We start from the raw sequence: 19,757 nt of genomic DNA on the forward strand, positions 1-19,757 counted from the left end.
ACTATTAATTATCAACTATCAATTAATGAAATGCAAACCGTAAGACAAGCTTTTACAATCTTGAAGCAGAATCCGCTGCTAAGTACGATTTCCATATTGGGTACGGCCTTTGCTATCACCATGATTATGGCTATTGTGATTACTTGGCAGACGAAATATGCTGACTTGGAACCGGAGGTGAACCGCAGTCGGTGTCTTTACTTTTCCGCTATGCACGTATACGACAAGGAAAAGGACGGCAATAATAATTGGAGTAATCCTTCGGCGGCATTTATGAAAGAATGCGTGCAGCCGGTGCCCGAAGTGGAATACTGTACGGCATTTTCCCCAGCCGGTTTGTCATTGGCTTCGTTGACTGACGGTAACAATCGGGTGAAAGTGGATGCTATGCGGACAGATCCCGACTTCTGGAAAGTGTTCAGCATGCAGTTTCTTGCCGGACGCGGCTTCAGCGAAGCCGACCGTGCTGGAGAAAGCAAGGCTGTAGTAGTCTGTGCGTCTGTAGCGCGGAAACTGTATGGAAGTACAGATGTAGTGGGACAGGAATTCCTGCTGAACCGGGAACTTGCGCGTATCGTGGGAGTGGTGAAAGATGTTTCCGTCACTGCTAAGGATGCATATGCACAAGTATGGGGTATGTACAGTGCCGACGAACTGAAAATTACCGGAGTCCACAGTTATTTGGGAGGCATGCAGATTGCTGTATTGGCACGTACATCCGATGACTTTCCTGCCATCCGGGAGGGCATTGCCAAGCAGGTGGAACGTGTTAATGCCGGATTGGGTAATAAACAGATAGACATCATGGAACAGCCGGACAATATCGTGGCGCACGTCAACCACGTATGGGCTAATGTAGGGCCAGACTTGACAATGCTTTATCTTCAATATGCCGTAGCTTTATTTATCATTTTGTTGGTACCGTCACTCAATCTGTGTGGCTTGAGTAACAGCCGCATGCAGCAACGTATTACCGAATTAGGTGTACGTAAGGCTTTTGGAGGAACGAAAAGTGTGCTTGTGCGGCAGATACTGAACGAAAATCTGATGTTGACATTACTGGGTGGAGTAGTGGGACTGCTTTTCAGTTATTTGGCAGTATATGCCATGCGTATGTGGCTGTTCACCAATAATCAGAATGTGGGTACGTCGGGCGAGTTCAGCTTGAACATGGAGGCACTGTTTAGTCCGTGGGTATTCCTGCTGGCATTTGTTTTCTGTGTGGTCATCAATCTGTTGAGTGCGGCACTGCCTGCATGGATAGCGGCACGGCGCACTATTGTAGATTCTTTGAATGATAAATAGAAGGAGGTACTTGATATGAAATTTACGATACATAACTTACGTATGATAAAGGCACGCTTCAGCAGTAACGGCTGGGTATTGGCTGAATTGTTCTTGGTATTCATCGTGATGTGGTTCCTCTGTGACTCACTGGGATGCATGAAATATACTTTCTACCGTCCGCTGGGTTATAATATTGAACATGTCTATAAATTATCCACCGTTGTAGGTGGAGAAAGTCGGGATACGAGTCTGACTGATGCCGATAAATATCTGGGTATATTGGCGAAATTGGAACAAGAGCCTTCCGTAGAGGCAGCTGCCCTTTGTTATTGGAGCCTTCCGATGAGTGGCAGTAATAGTTACAATGCGTTGGTTGTGCAAGATACTTCCTGGGTGCAAGGACGCTGTATTTATACGACTGGAGGATATATGGATGTTTTCCGGATAAGTGAGGACCCGCGTCACCCGTTCCGGGACACTCCCGCAGGATGGAACAATGTGACACTGAGTAATGCCGCTTTTGAACGTTTTCGTAAGAAAATGCCGGAGTTTTCGCAGACTACGCCGTTAGGTAATGGTGATTCTGTTACAATCATCAAGCAGATGGGGAAGACCGGTGCTTTCCGTTCCTATCGTTATGGAGTTGAGGAACCTTGGTTCTTTTATCATTTGGGAGAGAATATGATTAAGGCAGAGTTTGCCGACAATTGGTCGCAGATTGTTTTCCGCGTGAAGCCTGCTGCCGACGGACCGGATTATCGGGAGAAGTTTCTGCGCGAAATAGCGCCTAAACTGGACACGGACAATGCGTTTGTGGCAGATGCCGCTCCCTATACTGAACAACAGTTGCAGTTCGAGGTGATGAATGGCGATACGGATAAGGTGAACAGTCAGGCTGTGGTGGTGCTCTTCCTGCTGGTGAATGTATTTTTGGGGTTAATAGGCACCTTCTGGTTCCGTACTCGCCGCCGCCGTTCGGAGATAGCTCTACGGATGACGATGGGCAGTACGCGTGGCGGTGTGTTTCGTTTACTGATAGGTGAGGGGTTACTGTTATTGGCGTTAGTGACATTGCCTGCCATGGTTGTATGCTACAATGTGGGGATGGCGGAATTTACTATAGGACGTACCTCTCTCATATCCACTTGGCCGATAGAGTGGAGTGTGATACGCTTCCTTGCAGGTTCTCTAGGGGCTTGGTTACTGATAGCTCTGATGGTAGTGATTGGAATATGGTTTCCGGCACGGCAGGCTATGAAGATTGAGCCGGCAGAGGCGTTGCATGAAGAGTAGTATGAAAAACAATAGAGGATTAACAATAAAAAAGAAGAAAAATGAAAACTAATATAGTAGGTATTATCATTGCATTGATATTGACATTTGTAGGTATGCTGAGTGTTTATGCACAAGATACCAAAGTGAGTGAAGTGCGCAAAGTGGATGCCTTTTCGTCCATTGAGATAACGTCTGTGGGAACAATTTATTTTACACAGAGTGACACTTATTCTTTCAAGATTGAAGGTAAGGAGAAGCACGTGAAGAATACAGAAACCACAGTGAAGGACGGCTGTCTGCTGATAGGCTTCAAGGATAGGAAAAACAAGAGCATGAGAAATCAGAAAGATGGCGTGACCATTTGGATTTCGGCTCCTGATTTGAAGAAGGTGGAGTTTACCGGTGTAGGGGAGTTCAATTGTGAGAAGCCCTTGAAACTGGATGAGGTGTCATTTGAGGTAAAGGGAGTGGGTGAAGTGAATGTATCCGATTTGACGTGTGACGAGCTGAAAGTTGCTTTGCGCGGAGTAGGTAGCGCCGATATTCATGTAGTCTGCGATTATTTGACTGCCAGAATGAGTGGTGTGGGTGACGTCACTTTGAGCGGAACTGCCGGGCATGCTGACATTTCTAAAGGAGGCATAGGCGGAGTGAATACATGTAACCTGAAGGTGGGCCGTTGAGTAGCGGTAACACCAATCGTAAATAGTAAATCGTCTAATCGTAAATATCAATATGATAAAGCAATACTTCACACAAGCCTGGGCACAGTTGCGGCAGCAACCGATGATTAGTGCCGTCAGCATAGCCGGTACGGCACTTGCCATCTTCCTCATCATGCTGGTGGTGATGATGCAGCAGGTGAAGGTAGCTCCGTTTGCTCCGGAGAGCAACCGCGACCGCTTTCTACATGTGCATTATATGAGCATCACCAACAAAAGCTGGGGAGAGGGAAACAGTTCCAACGGACCGATGGGGATAAAGACTGCGCTTGAGTGCTTCAAATCGCTGAAGACCCCCGAAGCAGTAACGATTTATACCTGTATGGTCATTTCTACCCCCGTGAATCTGCCGGGACAACCTGCAACGGGTATCGACCTGTTGCAGACAGATGATACTTTCTGGCGTGTGTTTGATTTCTCTTTTGTTGCCGGGAAACCTTATGACCAGGCTACATTCGATGCCGGACTACCCGTAGCGGTAATTACGGAAAGTGTAGCGCGCAGGTTATTCCAGACAACGGAGGCTGTTGGTCGCGAATTCCTTTTGAACCATGCTCCTTATACAGTGTCCGGTGTAGTGAAGGATGTTTCTACTTTGGCCAACACTGCCTATGCGCAGGTATGGGTGCCCTATACTTCTACTGAGATAACGAAAAGCACATGGAGTGATGAGCATATGGGGATGATGAGCGTTACCATTCTGGCGAAAAGCCGTGATGATTTTCCCGCTATTCGTGAGGAGACGGAACGCCGCCGTCAGGAGTACGACACTGTAATTGGCGAGAATGGTTATTCGTTGATTTACCGTAACCGTCCTTATGACCAGGAGAAAAATGCCGCAGGAATGGCTGCCAACATCGAACCGGACGTGGACCAGGCACGCAGGCAGCGTCTCATTATCTTCATCATTCTACTGATTGTTCCTGCCATCAACCTCAGCTCGATGACGCAGAGCCGTCTGCGCCAGCGTGTGGCAGAGATTGGTGTGCGCCGGGCATTCGGTTCAACGAGACTGGAACTGATGGGGCAAATCATTGCAGAAAATCTGGTGGTGACATTGCTGGCAGGGGTGATGGGATTGTTGCTGAGTGTAGCATTCGCTTATTTGGGAAATACACTGCTGTTTGCGCAGGAATTCAGCCAGACGCTGAGTCCTCCGGCAGTGGATGCAAGCATATTGCTGCATGGCTCCACCTTTGGCTGGGCGTTGTTGTTCTGCTTTGTGCTGAACTTACTAAGTTCCGGTATTCCCGCATGGCGTGCATCAAGAATAGGGATTGTAAATGCATTGGGCGGACGTTTGCATAAATAACTCCATCACAAAACATTAATCATTGAAGAAAATGACTAAGAAACTTCTTACACAGATAAAGAATGAATGGCTCTCAAACCTATGGTTGGTGTTGGAGTTATTGGTAGTGAGTGTAGTGATGTGGTACGTGGTAGACTATCTCTACACGCGCGCCGCCACCTATCTGGAGCCGAGAGGCTTTAATATAGAGCACTGCTACCTTATAGAGTTGGGGGAACTGACACCCAAAAGTCCCGACTACATAGCCGGGCATACCTCTCAGCAGACCCACGATGACATAGCCGAGTTGTTGGAGCGTCTGCGTCGTCGGCCGGAGATAGAAGCGGTCAGCCTTTCGCAGAATTCATATCCTTACAACGGAAGCAATTCAGGCGCTGAAGTAAGCTATGACACTTTGCGTTCTCCCGGTTGGACCATCCGCAGGTTAGTGACACCGGACTTTCCCCGTGTATTCCGCTATCGGGGCACGCGTGGCGAGACACCCGAACAATTGGCTGAAATGTTGGAGCGCGGGGAGTTTATGGCTTCGGATAACCTCTACCGGAAATACGACCGCCGGATGACAGATCTCGTAGGCCAGCGGTTCTATCTTTTTGGTGATACTACGAAGACCTACCGGCTGGGTGCTGCACTGCAAAATGTACGCTATCACGATTATGACCAGGCGCGAAGCTCATATTCCATGATGGTGAAGCAGAGTTTCTACTATATCGGTCTCGAACTTTGTGTCCGCGTCCGTGAAGGGCAGGACAATGACTTCATTGAGAGGCTGAAGGCAGACAGTGAGAGCCAGTTCCGCATAGGCAATATCTTCATTTCGGAGATACGTTCTTTCAAGGATATTCGTCGCAACTACCAGCAGGCATGGACCAATGACATCCGTAACTATGTGATGGGTATGGGATTCCTGCTGCTGAACATTTTCCTCGGCTTGCTCGGAACATTCTGGTTCCGTACGCAGCAACGCCGTTCGGAGATAGCACTGCACAAAGCGCATGGAGCGACAGACCGTGCCATCTTCAGCCGGCTGCTTAGTGAAGGGATATTGTTGTTGGCAATTGTCACCCCCGTTGCATTGCTCATCGATTATAATCTTGCACACCTGGAGTTGAATTCCTGGAGGAACGGTACGACGTTGGAGTGGGACCGCCTGCTGCTCTGTGCTGCCATCAGCTTTGTGCTGATTACCCTAATGATTGTCATCGGTATAGGTATTCCCGCCCGCAAGGCGATGAAGGTGCAGCCTGCCGAAGCATTACATGATGAATAGAAAGTTATGAAACAAATTTTAGCTCTTATCCGCCAGAATCCCTTTTTCAGTGCTGTTTCCGTCATCGGTACGGCAGTGAGCATCACCTTTGTCATGGTCATTTACATGGTGTATGACATCCAGACGGCTGACTTGGCTCCCGAGTCGCACCGCAGTAGCATGGTATATTCTTCTTATGGATACTCTTACCGCAAGTCCGACCACAGCAATTCCAATACGGGCATGTCTTATCGGGCTGTCAACGCTATTTTTGCAGAACTTCCGGGTGCGGAACTTGTCACCTATCTGGGACCTACCTATCTTAGATACTGTGGGGATTCGCCCGTGCGGGGAATGCGCCGTACGGTTCGTCAGGTGGATTTGAACTATTGGCGTGTCTACGATATCCCTCTTGTGGCGGGCCGTCTTTTCAGTACCGAAGAGTTCGATGCTTGCCGGGATGTCGTGGTTATAGGTGAACAGCTTGCCCGCGAAGCTTTCGGGTCTGCCGAAGCAGCCATTGGCAAGAATTATTTTGTTAACTTTCGCCCTAAGCGCATTGTCGGGGTCACCAAAGATGTGAGCTCTCTGTTCACATTTGCCTATGGAGAGTTGTGGATGCCTTATTCCACCCGGGATTCCGGTCTGGGCAGTGAAGGGCTACGGGGAGATTTCGAGGCTGTGGCCCTTGTCAAGCCCGGTGTCGGCAGAGAGGAACTCAAGCAGCAGATAGAACAGTCGCTTGCCCGCTTCAACGAGACACTGACCGAATATAAACTGGAACTTCCCGATCTCAGCACTTATACGGAACGGCAGTTCTTCCGTAATGACACGATGAGTCCTGCCGTAACTTGCATAATCCTGGGTCTGATATTGCTGATTGTACCCGCCATCAATGTCAGCGGACTTATATCTTCGCAAATGTCCCGTCGCATGGCTGAGCTTGCGGTAAGGAAAGCATACGGCGTCAGCCGTTCTACCTTGATGGTGCAGTTGCTCCGCGAGAACCTGGCCTTGGCATTTGCCGGCGCATTGCTCGGTTTTCTCTTTTCGTGCATATTCCTATGGCTGGGTAAGGACTGGATGCTTGGCGATGGTGCTCCCGGAACGAATTTTGATGTAAGCGTCTGGCTCTTCCTCCGTCCTGCGGTTTTCGTGGCTGTATTGGTGGTGTGTCTGTTGTTCAACCTGCTTTCTGTGTTTATTCCTGCCTGGCATGCCACCCGTCGCCCTATAGCCGAGGTTCTTGGCGGAGAATGAGCGGATAAACGAATCCCAATTAAAACAGTAACGAGTATGATACATTCTATTTTACACCAGATATGGAACCAGCGCCGCAGTAACGGCTGGCTGTTTGCCGAGCTGTTGATTGTATTTACATTGATGTGGTATTGTGTGGATGTACTCTATGGCTTTGCCCATGCAGAACGGCAGCCTAAGGGGTATGATTTGGAGCATGTCTATAAGATAAGGATTTCCTGCAATCCCACACAGATAGTGCCGTGCACGTCGGAAGACAGCCTGCAGACCTTCTGGTTCAAGCCGATGGAGGAAGTGCTCCGGCGTATCAGGCAATATCCTGCAGTGGAAAGTGCTGCCACGTGGCTGGGTACCGATACTTATACCCGCGGGCGTGTTTACCAGGGGTATACGACGGACAGCGTGCATGTTGTCGAGACTACAGTGCGCTATGTGTCTCCCGAATATTTCGACGTCATGCGCATTCCGCTGTTGCAGGGGAATGTCTCGGATTGGAATTCCACTGCCAGTCCTCTGCCTGCCGTGGTGACCCGTGATTTGGCAGACAGTCTTTTTCAGACAAGTGCCGGGGCGGTGGGCCGCGAGTTTCTGGATTATTACAGCGGAGGTCTCCGTTACCGTGTCTCTGCAGTCTGTGCCTTGCAGAAGACGGATGACTATGCCCGTTACGGACCTTTTGTCCTGACTCCTTTCCCCGGTTGGTTCTATGAGGACCAGTACCTCCCGTTCATCTCCCTACGGATACGTCCGGAGGCGGATACGGATAATTTTGCAGCTCGTTTTTATCAGGATATGATGTCGCAGCTGCAGGTCGCTCCATTCTATCTTTTCGACATACAGAGCTATAAGGACCAGAAGATAGAGCGGGATGCTGCCGAAGGAATCACCCCGTATATCCGCAGCGCAAGGCTCATTGTGATATTCTTTGTTTTCAATGTATTCATCGGGCTGATGGGAACTTTTTGGTTCCGTACCCGCCATCGCCGCAGCGAGATTGCTTTGCGCATGGCCATGGGCAGCAGCCGCGGAAGAATACGCTGGCAATTGCTGGGTGAAGGGTTGCTGCTGTTGGCACTTGCTTCCATCCCCGCTTTGATGATATGTATCAATATGGTTATGGCAGATGTCACTTTTACGGAAGCCACGGATGCCACTTGGGGGAGATTTGTCATATGCGTTTCTATTGTCTGGATATTGATGGCATTGATGGTGATTGCAGGAATCTGGTATCCGGCTTCACGGGCCATGAAGGTACAGCCTGCCGAAGCATTGCACGATGAGTGAGTTTTTTTTGAATAATCTGTGCTCATTCTCAATATAACTTGTATATTTGCGTGACGAATAAGAGTTTTGCGTTGAGTATACAAAATCTATATTATGATGAAACGCCTTTTCTTTCCATTGTTTGCAGGCTTGTTGTGGTTGATGTCGGGAACACTTTCGGCTACGGAACGTACGTACAATGTACTTTTCATACAGTCCTATACAAAAAATACTCCTTGGCACAGCCTTCTGACAGAAAATTTGGAGAACGGACTGGACAAGGGGGGAGTTAAAGCCAATATCACTACTGAATATCTGAATGCCGATTACTGGTCTTTCGCTTCCGAGTGCTTCATCATGCGCCGCATCTGCGAGCGTGCCAGGCAACGGAAAACGGACTTGATTGTGACCTCCAGCGATGAGGCTTTCTTCACATTGACCCATTGCGGTGATTCCCTGCCTTATCAGATACCGGTAGTGGTTTCGGGTATCAAATACCCGGATGAGAGAGTCTTTGAAAGAATGCCCAACGTCTCCGGCTATGTTTCGAAAACGGATTTCGATGTCTTGCTGGATGCGGCTGTCCGCATGTTTCCTTCCCGCAGGGAGTTGGTCTGTCTGTCCGACAGCAGTTTCCTGAGCCTTAAAGGGGTTAAGGCTGTGGAGGAATCCTGGGAACGCATAAAGAGCAACTATCCGGAGCATGAGTTGAAAGTGCTGAATGTGCAGGCCAAGTCCTTGAACTCTATCATCACTTCCATTTGCTATGACTACAATGCCTACAAGCATATTGTCATTGCTCCCAAATGGATTCCCTTTCTTTCCTTGAAGTTGAAGGCCCCCGTGTTTACCAGCCAGAACCTGGCTATGACGAACGGTGTTCTGTGTGTGTATGATGCCGTTCCCGGAGAGGATGCTTTTGCTGCCGGCCGGCAGGCTGCAAGTATTTTGAAGGGCAAGTCACCCGCCTCATTGGAAGTAAAGGACTTTGGGGGCAAGTTGCTGTTCGATTACAAACAGTTGCAGTTTTTCCGTGTGGACACGAACCGTGCGGAGAGCAAGGGCATCATTTTGAATATACCGTTGATGGAGCGTTACCGTGTCTGGTTCATTCTGTTCTATTCGCTGATTGTCGGGGCATTGGTGCTGCTGGTTGCCTGGCTTTTCCGTGCCAACCGCAGGGAGTCGCGTAAGCGCATACATGCCCAGACCCGCTTGTTGATACAGCACCGCCTGGTGGAGCAGCGCGACGAGTTCGACAATATCTTCTGTTCCATTCGCGACGGCTTGATTACGTATGATACCGACCTGCGCATCCATTTTGTCAACCGTCCGTTGTTACAGATGTTGGGACTTTCTTCCGAAACCTATACGTCCCGTTTCTATGAAGGGCAGATGGCCGGCTCCATTTTCAGGATTTACATGAATGGAGAAAACATCTTGCAGGACTTGTTGAAGAAAGTACGTACCGGAAAGAGACCTATTTCTATTCCGGAGAAAGCCTTCATGCAGGAAAACCATCAGGGAACGTATTTCCCCGTTTCCGGCGAGGTAGTACCTATCTTTGCCAATGAAAAGATGACGGGAATGGCGATTGTATGCCGCAATATCTCCGAAGAAGAGATGCAGAGACGCTTCTTCAATATGGCGGTGGAGGAAAGCTCCATTTATCCGTGGCAGTACAACATGCATATGAACCGTTTCCATTTCCCGGGTGGATTGCTGCGCCGTTTCGGGTATACCGATGATACGGACTTGCTGGCACGTGATGAGATGGACACCCTTATACATCCGGAAGACTTGCTGCATACGCGCAGGAATTTTGATGCCATTCTGTTGGGCAATGAAATCAATTCACGGATGAGTTTCCGGTTGAAGAGTGCGGATGGGAGCTATGAATGGTGGGAGTTCCGCAGTACCGCTTATGACGGACTGACGGTTGATACCCCATACATGGTATTGGGAGTATGCCAGAGCATCCAGCGTTACAAGGATACGGAAGAGGCCTTGATTGCCGCACGTGACCGTGCCTTGCAGGCCGACAAGCTCAAATCTGCGTTTCTTGCCAATATGAGCCATGAGATACGCACCCCTTTGAATGCCATTGTCGGCTTCTCGGATTTGTTGAAGGATTTGGACGCTTTTTCTCCGGAAGAGGTAAAGCAGTTCGTCGAAACAATCAACATCAACTGTACATTGCTGCTGGCGTTGATAAACGATATTCTGGACCTCTCGCGCATAGAATCGGGCACGATGGACTTTAAGTTCGGAGCATTCAACCTGGCGTTTATCATGCAGGAGGTCCATGAATCCCAGCGTCTGAGTATGCCTCGGGATGTAGAGCTGCGTATAGAGATTCCGGAAGGGGAAGACAAATTGGTCATCACCGATTCCGTCCGCTTGAAGCAGGTCGTGAACAACCTGATAAACAATGCCAAGAAATTCACGGTAACGGGCAGCATCACCTTCGGCTATGTCACGAACCGGGAAGGATATACCACCATCTTTGTCGAAGACACGGGAAGCGGTATCTCTGAAGACGCCCAGAAACATATCTTCGAACGCTTTTACAAAGAAGACAGCTTTACGCAGGGCGCCGGTTTGGGGCTGAGCATTTGCCAGACCATCGTAGACCGCCTGCATGGTTCTATCTCGGTCTCCTCAGAGTTGGGAAAAGGAACGCGTTTCGAGGTGGTGATACCGGATGCGAACGAGTAATCATTCAATCCGTTTGCAGGCATTGGCTTGCAGGAACTCTTCCAATATATCCTCGTAATTGCCATACAGCATGATGTGGTGGTTGCCCAGCGGTGTCTTGAGGAAATAATCGGCAGGGGAGTTCATTTTTATCCGCACTTGGGTGCGGCACATATTGATGTAGTTTGTATTCTCAACAAGCGTGCCGGTGCTCAGGTAATATTCGTCCAGGCTTTCGCTTCCGCATTTTACGATGGTTACATCTCCCGTCGGCAGGATTCCCTGAATACCGATGCCGCTTTCCGTCTCAAAATGGTTGCGTATGATGAACTGCTCCGTTTGTGCGATGCCGATGGTGCAGTGTGCCAATATGATTTCATTGGTACGGGCATTTATCATGGAAGGATTGGCCATGAAGGAGTTTTTCCCCGTCAGCACTTTTACGGCCAGCATGGTGAAGACGGATTGCAAATCGCCTTCACATCCGGCAATGATTCCTTCGTCGTTCAGCAAGGCAAGGGCAAGGCAGCCGGTGGTTCCCGTTTGGTCTATCAGGCGGAAGCAGCTGAGGGTAATGGCGCTCAGTCGCTCTTCCTCTACAATCCTCTTGATGGCTCGATACAGCCGCATGGCTTTTATCATGTCTTCGGGGCTTGCCTCTCGGCAGGCAAGCGCTTTTCCTGCCAGTCCGGCGCATGCTTCGCCCACCTCGTCGTCCGTTATCTGTCCGTAGTATTCATAAATGCGGTCCAATGAGACGTCTGTGTACTCGATACCCCAGCGGCGTTTGGCAAGCAGATAATCCACATTGCTGGCAACGAGCCAGCTGGACGGAGTGCCCATTACGCCGATGCGCATGCCGAAAAGGCTGCGTTGTGCCACGAAATTGCTGTGCAGGACAAAAATACGCTTGATGGTCTCGGGGAGCTCTCCGTGAAGAATCTCGCTTTTCATTCCCCGGCCGCGCAGCCAGGAAGATATTTCGAGAGCGGCGGCCAGTGAGTTCTGCATGCCGTCTGCCAAGAGGATGGCGGGGCGGGGAAGGGATTCGAAATGCTGGATTACCAGCCGTTCCACACCTCCGGTGGCAATGAATATAATACTGAAGTCATCGGGTGATAACTTGTCTATGTCTTTGTAATCAATGAAGTTGACGGTAAAGTATTTTTCCAATTCAGTCAATATCACTTCGTGGGAGCTACGGACTGATGCTTGTTTATGCAGTATGGAAGCAAAAGTTATAAGGTTGATGACCATGGTGTTATTTACTATTTGACTATTTACTATTTACAATTGATTCTACTTGGCTCGTTTGCTTTTTCAAAGATACAAGTTTCTGTTTACATATCATAGAGTTTTTACGATAGATAAGTTTTTTAAAGTTTTTATGGTCTTGCCTTCCTTTTGGTTTCAAATAATTCGCTACATTTGCAACTTTAATGATAAAGTGATAGCAATATCACCTATAAATACTCTATTAAATAGTAAATCATAAATCGTCAAATAGTAAATAAACCTCATGCCAACAATATCTATTCGCGGAATGGAGATGCCCGCATCTCCTATCAGAAAACTGGCTCCTTTGGCAGATGCTGCCAAGCAGAGGGGCATACATGTATTCCACCTGAACATCGGACAACCCGACCTGCCTACTCCGGAAGTCGCGATTGAAGCGATACGGAACATCGACCGGAAAGTTCTGGAATACAGTCCCAGTGCGGGGTATCGCAGTTACCGCGAGAAGTTGGTGGGTTACTATGCGAAGTACAATATCAATCTGACTGCAGACGACATCATCATCACTTCCGGTGGCTCGGAGGCGGTGTTGTTCTCTTTCCTGGCTTGCCTCAATCCGGGGGATGAAATCATTGTTCCCGAGCCGGCCTATGCCAATTATATGGCGTTTGCCATCTCTGCCGGAGCCAAGATACGCACCATTGCCACGACCATCGAAGAGGGTTTCTCGTTGCCCAAGGTAGAGAAGTTCGAGGAGTTGATTAACGAGCGCACGCGTGCTATTTTGATTTGCAATCCCAACAATCCTACGGGTTACCTCTATACACGCCGTGAAATGAACCAGATTCGCGACCTTGTGAAGAAGTACGATTTGTTCCTCTTCTCGGACGAGGTGTACCGTGAATTTATTTATACGGGTTCTCCCTATATCTCTGCCTGCCATCTGGAGGGCATTGAGAACAATGTGGTGCTGATTGATTCCGTGTCCAAGCGCTATTCGGAGTGCGGCATCCGCATCGGTGCCCTGATAACGAAGAACAAGGAAATCCGGGATGCTGTCATGAAGTTCTGCCAGGCACGTCTCAGTCCTCCGTTGATTGGCCAGATTGCCGCAGAAGCATCGCTGGATGCCGGTGAGGATTATCTGCGCGACACATACGATGAATATGTAGAACGCCGTAAATGCCTGATTGACGGATTGAACCGTATACCGGGCGTATATTCGCCCATCCCGATGGGAGCATTCTATACGGTGGCAAAGCTTCCAGTAGATGATTCGGACAAGTTCTGTGCCTGGTGTCTGTCGGAGTTCGAATACGAGGGACAGACGGTATTCATGGCGCCTGCGTCCGGATTCTATACTACGCCGGGTTCCGGTCGCAACGAAGTGCGTATCGCATACGTACTGAAGAAAGACGACTTGAACCGCGCCTTGTTTGTTCTGCAAAAAGCATTGGAAGCCTATCCAGGACGAACCGAATAAAATGAAATAATTCATTAGGCGCGGATTACGCGGATTACACGGAAAACTTAAGATAAAGACGTTTGTTTCAAATCTTCCGTGTAATCTGCGCCTAAAAAATAATAGCCCATGAACTTATCTCGCTTTATAGCGTTGCGCATTTATCGCAACTCGGAGCCGGGCAAGCAAGTTTCCCGTCCGGCTGTCCTTATCGCCATGGTGGGCATTGCCCTCGGACTGGCGGTGATGATTATTGCCGTGTCCGTCATTGTCGGCTTCAAGAGCGAGGTAAGGGATAAAATCGTAGGTTTCGGTGCCCATATCCAGATAGGCAACCTGGATGCTGCACGCTCTTATGAGACGCGCCCAGTGGTGGTGGGCGACAGCATGATGGCTGCGCTTTCCGATTATCCCGAAGTGAAGCATGTACAACGCTACTCCACCAAGCCGGGGATGATAAAGACCGTCGATGCCTTTCAGGGAATGGTGCTGAAAGGTGTGGGGCAGGAGTATGACAGCACCTTTTTCCACCGCCATCTGCTGGAGGGGGAGTTTCCGCAATTCAGCGATTCCGCTTCGTCCAACCGCGTAGTCATCTCAAAGTCTCTTGCCAACAAGCTGCAATTGAAACTCGGTGACAAGATAGACACCTACTTCATCCAGGACGATGTGCGTGCTCGCCGCCTGAAGATTGTAGGTATCTACCAAACCAACTTCTCCGAATACGACAACCTATTCCTGCTTACCGACCTCTATTTGGTGAATCGCCTGAACAACTGGGAGCCGGACCAGGTGAGCGGTGTGGAGCTGGAAATACGCGATTATGACAAGCTGGAAGAAACCACCTATGAGATAGCTGTCGATACGGACGAGAATCCCGACCGCTATGGTGCTGAGTATTGCGTCCGCAATGTAGAGCAGCTCAATCCCCAAATCTTTGCCTGGCTGGGCATCTTGGATGTCAACATCTGGGTCATTCTCATTCTGATGATTGGAGTGGCGGGGTTCACCATGGTATCCGGCCTGCTGATTATCATCATAGAGCGTACCTCCATGATAGGCGTGCTGAAGTCTTTGGGAGCCAATAACTTTACCATCCGTAAAGTCTTCCTTTGGTTTTCGGTCTTCCTCATTGGGAAAGGCATGCTTTGGGGGAACATAATCGGCCTTGCGTTCTATTTCGTGCAGCGCTGGTCCGGCTTGTTCAAGCTCGACCCTGAAACCTATTACATGGCTACTGTTCCGGTATCTTTCAATATCTGGCTGTTCCTGCTGCTGAATGCCGGCACATTGCTGGCTTCGGTCCTGATGTTGCTGGGCCCATCATTCCTGATTACACGCATCCATCCGGCAACTTCCATCCGTTACGAATAAGAGAATCACTTTCTCAGAAAACCGCTTTTCTTGCGGAACAGACAGTACCATTTCCAACGCAAAGACTGTATCGGCTGCAATAGGTCGAAAGCCGGTAGTGTGAAGTAATATCTGCGCTGTTCTTCCAGGTCGCGGGCGGTCTTGTTCACGATGACGGCCTGCATGGTGAAACGGAGCAGGAACAAAAGGAAAGCGACGCCTGCTGCCAGCCAGTGGAAGTGCAGAATGCCGATGACCATCGCGGCTATCCAGGATGCGTGGAATGCCAGGCGGGTCAAGGTCTCAAAACCGGCCAGCCAGCGTTGCATTCCATGATACAGCCGTGCTGTGGAGGCGTAGCCTATTTTCTCTTCTTTCCAGTCCTTGGCACGCAGAAGCGGCTGCATGCGCACAATGGCATTGGCATCCGTTTCTACCCGCGTGTTCTCCGGGGTAGCCACGTGGTTGATGAACAAATCGTCGTCTCCCCGTTGCAGGTTGAGGTGTGCGGAGAATCCTTTCTGTTGGTAGAAGAGTTCCTTCCGGTAGGCCAGGTTACGCCCGATGCCCATGTAGGGGCTGCCTGCCAGGGCAAATCCCAGATAGCGCATGGAAGTGAACAGATTGTCGAATGCCGCCCGTTTGTGCAGCCAGCCTTTGCCGCGTTCGTAGCCGCTGTATCCCAGCACCACTTGGGTACGTGATGTGAAGTTGCGTGCCATCAGTCGCAGCCATTGGTTGCTTTGGGGCATGCAGTTGGCATTGGTGAACACCAGCCATTCATATTTGCTGGCCTTGATTCCAAGCGTCACGGCCAGCTTCTTGCGGCTGATGTAGCGGGAGGAATCGGGCACGAAGCTGTGGTAGAGATGGGGATATTTCTCCTCGAGGATGGTCAGGTAATCCTCGCTCTCATCGGTGTTGCCGTCGTTAATGACGATGACTTCAAATTGGGGATAGTCCTGCTCCAGCACGGCGCCCAGGTTGCGGCGCAGATTCTCGGATTCCTCGCGGGCGCAGATGATGACGGATATGGGGGGCAGTTCCTGGGTGAAGTGCGTGTCTCCCTGCTTCACGGCACGGCTGCGCGCATGAATACGGTTGTAGAGACAGAGGTAGTAGATAATTTGAATAAGGAACAGACCACCCGCCGTAGCGAGTACGATAATTTCAGTTGAATCTAATGTAAATGCTTCCATGTGCAGTAGGACGTTTATGTGCTGCAAATTTACACAATTTCCGGCACTACCTCAAACTTTGTTCCGGGAAAGTGCTTGGACAAATACTGCTTGATGTATTTCATCGTGTCTTCCTGGATAGTCTTGTCCTCTACCGTGGGATAGAGGTTGTAGAGTACCGTATCGAGCGCGATGCCCCGGTTCTTGATGGCTTCGAAGCTCAGCAAGGTGTGGTTGATGCTGCCCAGCTTTCCGGAGGTGACAAAGATAAGCGGGTACTGCTTCTCCGCAATGTAGTCTATCGTCAGGAAATCTTCGGTAAGGGGAACCATCAGACCGCCGGCGCCTTCTACGAGCACGGTATCATAGCGATGGGAAAGTTCCCTGGTGGCACGCTCTATTTTTTCGAAGTCTATCGGGCGCTTGTCTATGCGGGCGGCGAGGTGGGGAGAGCAGGGATAGGAGAATATCTCGGGCATGGTCAGCCCCTCTTTGTCTTCCGGCAGGTAGCCGGTTCCGGTGAGGCGGCGGTGCAGGTCGATGTCCTCGGAATGACCGGTGTTGCCGGTCTGGATGAATTTTTGGGTGATGACGCGCAGGCCGCGTTGCATAAGCTCACGGGCGTACCAGGCGGTGCAATAGCTTTTTCCGGCATCTGTATCAATGCCGCTGATGAAGTAGATGTTTTTTGTTTCCATTATTTTGTTTTTTTTCGTGCGATGATATAAATGGGGTGATAGGTCAGGTTTACGTTGCCTGCGGCATCACTGAACCGGGTTGTGTATTCTTTGCAGAAGGATTGCAGGCGGCTGCGCGTCCATATCCTTTTTTCCGTTCCCGTCACTCCGGTTTGCTTCAGATGCTTCAGCACTGCCTGGGGAGTGGGGAAGGGCAAGGATATCACCTCTTCTTCGGCATGAAGAATATCGAAACCGGGAGACAGCAGGGCTTGCAGCTCCTCAACGGAGAGATAGTCCAGCCCGTGCCCAGTCAGTTGGCGTATTTCGTGCATGTTTGTGGCGCCGAAGGTGCTGAAGGCAAGCAGGCCGTCTGCCACCAGTGCTTGGTGGCAGCGGGTGAAGAAAGCACCTGGGTCGTTGAACCATTGCAGGGTGGAGCACGAGGTTATCAGGTCGGTTTCTCCGGGGAAGTCGATGGCTTCGGCATCACCGGGGACGAACTGCACGGTAGTGCCGTCGCAAAGTTCCTTGACGCACTCCTCCATTTCCCGGCACAAGTCGTTCAGCAGCAGAGCTTCCGGTTGCAAGGTGTGGAGGAGGATACGTGAGTAGCTTCCCGTTCCGCAGCCAAACTCTACGACACGGCGGAAACGTGTGTATGGTTCCTTTATGAGCTGCATCATCTTCTCGGCGACTTGTTGCTGCACGCGGGCCTCCCGGGTATAGGTATTCCGGGCTTTGGCAAAGCGGGCGGCTATCAGTTGTTTGTCCATCGGGTTCAGTGGCTTGTCCATAGGTCTTGCAGGTAATGTCTGAATAACTCTTCCTGGTAGTGGGCATCCTCCGTTTGCAGTACGGGGGTGCCGAGTATTTCCCAGGCTTGCAGCTGGTTGGCTGGTGGAATGATGCGGTCGTTGCCTCCCGTTACTGCCTGCTGCCAATGGAAGGTGGCAGCAGGCAGTGTGTGGTACATCTTCTCAATCTCCGTCAACTCATCTCTCAACTCTTCCAGCGGACGGCGGGGGGTGATTTCCAGGAAAGCTTTGAAGGCTGCTCCGTTGGCGCACATGCGGCGGAGGAATTTGTGCAGTGAAGCCCCGGTCAGTCCGTCCAATGTCCCGTGGTAGATGGCGGGTGGAATGCCCATATGCTGGTCTATGGGGTAGGGCGTTCCGTTGATGGCGATGCTGTTTGCCATATGGATACCTTCGCCGGACGTACCTGGCGATGAGAGCTGTGGCACGGTCTGCGAAGCCGCCCATACCCCCATAGACCAGCCGATGAGGTTGATTTCGCGGTATTCTTCCAGTCCGGAGGCGTCAAAATCCAGTGTGCGGTAGTCATAGCACACCATGAAGTCGCTGGCTACCGGACGATACATTTTGAAAGGCGTCTCATCGGCTCCCCAGCCGGCAAAGAACAGCAATAGCCGGGGATGATGCTCGTGTATAATGTAACTTTGTTTCATCTGTTTTTAGAATCGTATAGCGTTAGTATTCCTCTCTTCCTTTAGGGGAATAAGGGGTATAAGTTCTCCAATCTCATCTTCCCGTATGTCTGCCGTCAGCGAGAAGCGGATGCGTGATGTCCCTTCGGGCACCGTGGGCGGGCGTACCGGCAGTGCATAAAAGCCATGCCTCTGCAGCAGCTCTGCGCACAGCACGGTGTCGGCACTGGGGCCGATAATCAAGGGGACGATATGGCTTGCGCTGGGGCATCCGTACCCCTTGGCTTGTAATGCTTCGCGCAGTGTCCGACTGATTCTTGCCAGATGCTCGCGGTGGTCCTGCATTCCGGCAAGTTTCCGTACGATAAACAGTGTCCAGGCAATACTTGTCGGAGGCAATGCCGTGGTGAAGATAAGGGTTCGCATCCGGTTGACGAGATACTCGCGTATCGTCCGGCAGCAGGCGATGTATGCACCGGCAGACGCAGCCGCCTTGCCGAAGGTGCCCACGAGGAAATCTATATCCCGGATACATCCGGTTTCTTCGGCGCAGCCCAGGCCGCGCAGTCCCCTTACGCCGAATGCATGGGCTTCGTCCACATAGAGCAGTACGTTGGAGTATCTTTTTTTCAAATGCACCAATGCCGTGAGGTCGGCTTGGTCACCGTCCATGCTGAAGATGCTTTCTGTGACGATAATCAATTGCCGGAATGTTGCATGGTGTTGTTCCAGCAGGCGTTCCAGTTGCACCAGGTCGTTGTGGCGGAAGCGGATGCAGCGTGCGGTGGATAGGCGGATGCCGTCGATGATGCTGGCATGCACCAGCTTGTCTGCCAGTATTAGGGTTTGTGCATCGCTCACGGCGGGCAGAATCCCCATATTGGCATGATAGCCGCTATTGAGCACCAGTGCTGTCTCTGTGCCGAAAAGTGTGGCGAGTTCCGTCTCCAGTTCTTCGTAAATCCCGAAGTTCCCCGTCAGCAGGCGGGAGGAGGAGGAAGTCGGCAGGAAGGTGTCCGGTGTCAGTGTCTGCAGGAATTCTTCCTTTAGCTGGCGGTCGGCAGCCAGGCCCAGGTAGTCGTTGGACGAAAGGTTCAGCATATGCCGGCCATCGGCTATAACCGTGCGTCCCTCGTGTGTCAGTTGCGGCAGGCGGCGCAGGTTGCTGTGTTCTTTCAATGTTTGCAGCTCTTGCTGCATATATTCTATTGCATTCATAATTCTTTTAAAATGTGCCAATGTGGTTTTAATGTGCTAATGTGCCAATGTGCTAATATGCCAATGACCTGCGGCGTGATAGCGCAGCGTAAACATTGCGCAGCCAATTGGCACATTA

Annotated in this window: 16 protein-coding genes; 10 read left to right on the forward strand and 6 right to left on the reverse strand. The window is 50.5% G+C overall.

Going from position 1 to position 19,757, the window contains the following annotated elements; all coding sequences use genetic code 11:
• Positions 1–30: 30 nt before the first annotated feature.
• The 8 genes from CSD97_RS16050 to CSD97_RS16085 all read left to right on the forward strand — a co-directional run bounded on the left by CSD97_RS16050 (position 31) and on the right by CSD97_RS16085 (position 11,086).
• On the forward strand, positions 31–1,305 hold the full coding sequence (locus CSD97_RS16050) for an ABC transporter permease (RefSeq protein ID WP_005831160.1): 1,275 nt from the start codon (positions 31–33) through the stop codon (positions 1,303–1,305).
• Between the two features lie 15 nt (positions 1,306–1,320).
• Entirely contained in the window at positions 1,321–2,580 is a 1,260-nt protein-coding gene (locus CSD97_RS16055) for an FtsX-like permease family protein (protein ID WP_005837558.1), read from the forward strand.
• A 41-nt stretch (positions 2,581–2,621) separates the two neighbouring features.
• Positions 2,622–3,245 carry a DUF2807 domain-containing protein gene (locus tag CSD97_RS16060; protein ID WP_005837414.1) on the forward strand — a complete coding sequence of 208 codons (624 nt, stop codon included), beginning with the start codon at positions 2,622–2,624 and terminating at the stop codon, positions 3,243–3,245.
• A gap of 52 nt (positions 3,246–3,297) precedes the next feature.
• A complete protein-coding gene (locus CSD97_RS16065) occupies positions 3,298–4,596 on the forward strand; it encodes an ABC transporter permease (RefSeq protein WP_005831154.1) in 1,299 nt (432 codons plus the stop codon).
• A 31-nt stretch (positions 4,597–4,627) separates the two neighbouring features.
• On the forward strand, positions 4,628–5,866 hold the full coding sequence (locus CSD97_RS16070; RefSeq protein WP_005831152.1) for an FtsX-like permease family protein: 1,239 nt from the start codon (positions 4,628–4,630) through the stop codon (positions 5,864–5,866).
• Positions 5,867–5,872: 6 nt separating this feature from the next.
• Positions 5,873–7,105 (forward strand): ABC transporter permease, encoded by a 1,233-nt coding sequence (locus CSD97_RS16075; protein WP_098032707.1) that lies wholly within the window; start codon positions 5,873–5,875, stop codon positions 7,103–7,105.
• A gap of 36 nt (positions 7,106–7,141) precedes the next feature.
• Positions 7,142–8,389, forward strand: coding sequence for an ABC transporter permease (locus tag CSD97_RS16080; RefSeq protein ID WP_005831148.1), 1,248 nt, complete (start codon positions 7,142–7,144; stop codon positions 8,387–8,389).
• A gap of 93 nt (positions 8,390–8,482) precedes the next feature.
• Positions 8,483–11,086: a PAS domain-containing sensor histidine kinase gene (locus CSD97_RS16085; protein ID WP_008664738.1), complete on the forward strand. Its 2,604-nt coding sequence runs from the start codon at positions 8,483–8,485 to the stop codon at positions 11,084–11,086.
• On the opposite strand, the gene CSD97_RS16090 is transcribed toward CSD97_RS16085, so the two are convergent.
• The gene (locus tag CSD97_RS16090) at positions 11,087–12,322 is read right to left on the reverse strand and encodes a fucose isomerase (protein WP_005831144.1); all 1,236 of its coding nucleotides are present in this window, start codon (positions 12,320–12,322) and stop codon (positions 11,087–11,089) included. It lies immediately after the preceding gene.
• Positions 12,323–12,584: 262 nt separating this feature from the next.
• Here CSD97_RS16090 and CSD97_RS16095 point away from each other — a divergent pair, with 262 nt between their 5' ends.
• Positions 12,585–13,784, forward strand: a complete 1,200-nt coding sequence (locus tag CSD97_RS16095; RefSeq protein WP_057256410.1) for a pyridoxal phosphate-dependent aminotransferase — start codon at positions 12,585–12,587, stop codon at positions 13,782–13,784.
• Positions 13,785–13,892: 108 nt separating this feature from the next.
• The gene (locus CSD97_RS16100; RefSeq protein WP_098032708.1) at positions 13,893–15,137 is read left to right on the forward strand and encodes an ABC transporter permease; all 1,245 of its coding nucleotides are present in this window, start codon (positions 13,893–13,895) and stop codon (positions 15,135–15,137) included.
• A gap of 5 nt (positions 15,138–15,142) precedes the next feature.
• Here the strand turns inward: CSD97_RS16100 and CSD97_RS16105 are convergent, their stop codons facing one another.
• The 5 genes from CSD97_RS16105 to CSD97_RS16125 are packed head-to-tail and all read right to left on the reverse strand — an operon-like array spanning position 15,143 to position 19,639.
• A complete protein-coding gene (locus CSD97_RS16105) occupies positions 15,143–16,315 on the reverse strand; it encodes a glycosyltransferase (protein ID WP_022400571.1) in 1,173 nt (390 codons plus the stop codon).
• A gap of 29 nt (positions 16,316–16,344) precedes the next feature.
• The gene (gene bioD, locus CSD97_RS16110; RefSeq protein ID WP_098032709.1) at positions 16,345–16,992 is read right to left on the reverse strand and encodes a dethiobiotin synthase; all 648 of its coding nucleotides are present in this window, start codon (positions 16,990–16,992) and stop codon (positions 16,345–16,347) included.
• Positions 16,992–17,768, reverse strand: coding sequence for a malonyl-ACP O-methyltransferase BioC (bioC, locus tag CSD97_RS16115; RefSeq protein ID WP_098032710.1), 777 nt, complete (start codon positions 17,766–17,768; stop codon positions 16,992–16,994). The genes bioD and bioC overlap by 1 nt, the downstream gene beginning before the upstream one ends.
• Entirely contained in the window at positions 17,753–18,442 is a 690-nt protein-coding gene (locus CSD97_RS16120; protein WP_057282102.1) for a pimeloyl-ACP methyl esterase BioG family protein, read from the reverse strand. Before CSD97_RS16120 ends, bioC begins: the two co-directional genes overlap by 16 nt.
• A gap of 6 nt (positions 18,443–18,448) precedes the next feature.
• The gene (locus tag CSD97_RS16125; protein ID WP_098032711.1) at positions 18,449–19,639 is read right to left on the reverse strand and encodes an 8-amino-7-oxononanoate synthase; all 1,191 of its coding nucleotides are present in this window, start codon (positions 19,637–19,639) and stop codon (positions 18,449–18,451) included.
• Positions 19,640–19,757 lie beyond the last annotated feature (118 nt).

The organism is Bacteroides sp. AR29, from assembly GCF_900217715.1.
In the GTDB taxonomy this organism is placed as follows: Bacteria; Bacteroidota; Bacteroidia; order Bacteroidales; family Bacteroidaceae; genus Bacteroides; species Bacteroides uniformis.

Coding starts and splice junctions, on each gene's coding strand:
- bioC (WP_098032710.1), bottom strand. CDS start 17,768: ATGGACAAGCCACTGAACCCGATGGACAAACAACTGATAGCCGCCCGC.
- CSD97_RS16080 (WP_005831148.1), top strand. CDS start 7,142: ATGATACATTCTATTTTACACCAGATATGGAACCAGCGCCGCAGTAAC.
- CSD97_RS16105 (WP_022400571.1), bottom strand. CDS start 16,315: ATGGAAGCATTTACATTAGATTCAACTGAAATTATCGTACTCGCTACG.
- CSD97_RS16075 (WP_098032707.1), top strand. CDS start 5,873: ATGAAACAAATTTTAGCTCTTATCCGCCAGAATCCCTTTTTCAGTGCT.
- CSD97_RS16100 (WP_098032708.1), top strand. CDS start 13,893: ATGAACTTATCTCGCTTTATAGCGTTGCGCATTTATCGCAACTCGGAG.
- CSD97_RS16085 (WP_008664738.1), top strand. CDS start 8,483: ATGATGAAACGCCTTTTCTTTCCATTGTTTGCAGGCTTGTTGTGGTTG.
- CSD97_RS16090 (WP_005831144.1), bottom strand. CDS start 12,322: ATGGTCATCAACCTTATAACTTTTGCTTCCATACTGCATAAACAAGCA.
- CSD97_RS16060 (WP_005837414.1), top strand. CDS start 2,622: ATGAAAACTAATATAGTAGGTATTATCATTGCATTGATATTGACATTT.
- CSD97_RS16095 (WP_057256410.1), top strand. CDS start 12,585: ATGCCAACAATATCTATTCGCGGAATGGAGATGCCCGCATCTCCTATC.
- CSD97_RS16065 (WP_005831154.1), top strand. CDS start 3,298: ATGATAAAGCAATACTTCACACAAGCCTGGGCACAGTTGCGGCAGCAA.
- CSD97_RS16125 (WP_098032711.1), bottom strand. CDS start 19,639: ATGAATGCAATAGAATATATGCAGCAAGAGCTGCAAACATTGAAAGAA.
- CSD97_RS16070 (WP_005831152.1), top strand. CDS start 4,628: ATGACTAAGAAACTTCTTACACAGATAAAGAATGAATGGCTCTCAAAC.
- CSD97_RS16120 (WP_057282102.1), bottom strand. CDS start 18,442: ATGAAACAAAGTTACATTATACACGAGCATCATCCCCGGCTATTGCTG.
- CSD97_RS16050 (WP_005831160.1), top strand. CDS start 31: ATGCAAACCGTAAGACAAGCTTTTACAATCTTGAAGCAGAATCCGCTG.
- CSD97_RS16055 (WP_005837558.1), top strand. CDS start 1,321: ATGAAATTTACGATACATAACTTACGTATGATAAAGGCACGCTTCAGC.
- bioD (WP_098032709.1), bottom strand. CDS start 16,992: ATGGAAACAAAAAACATCTACTTCATCAGCGGCATTGATACAGATGCC.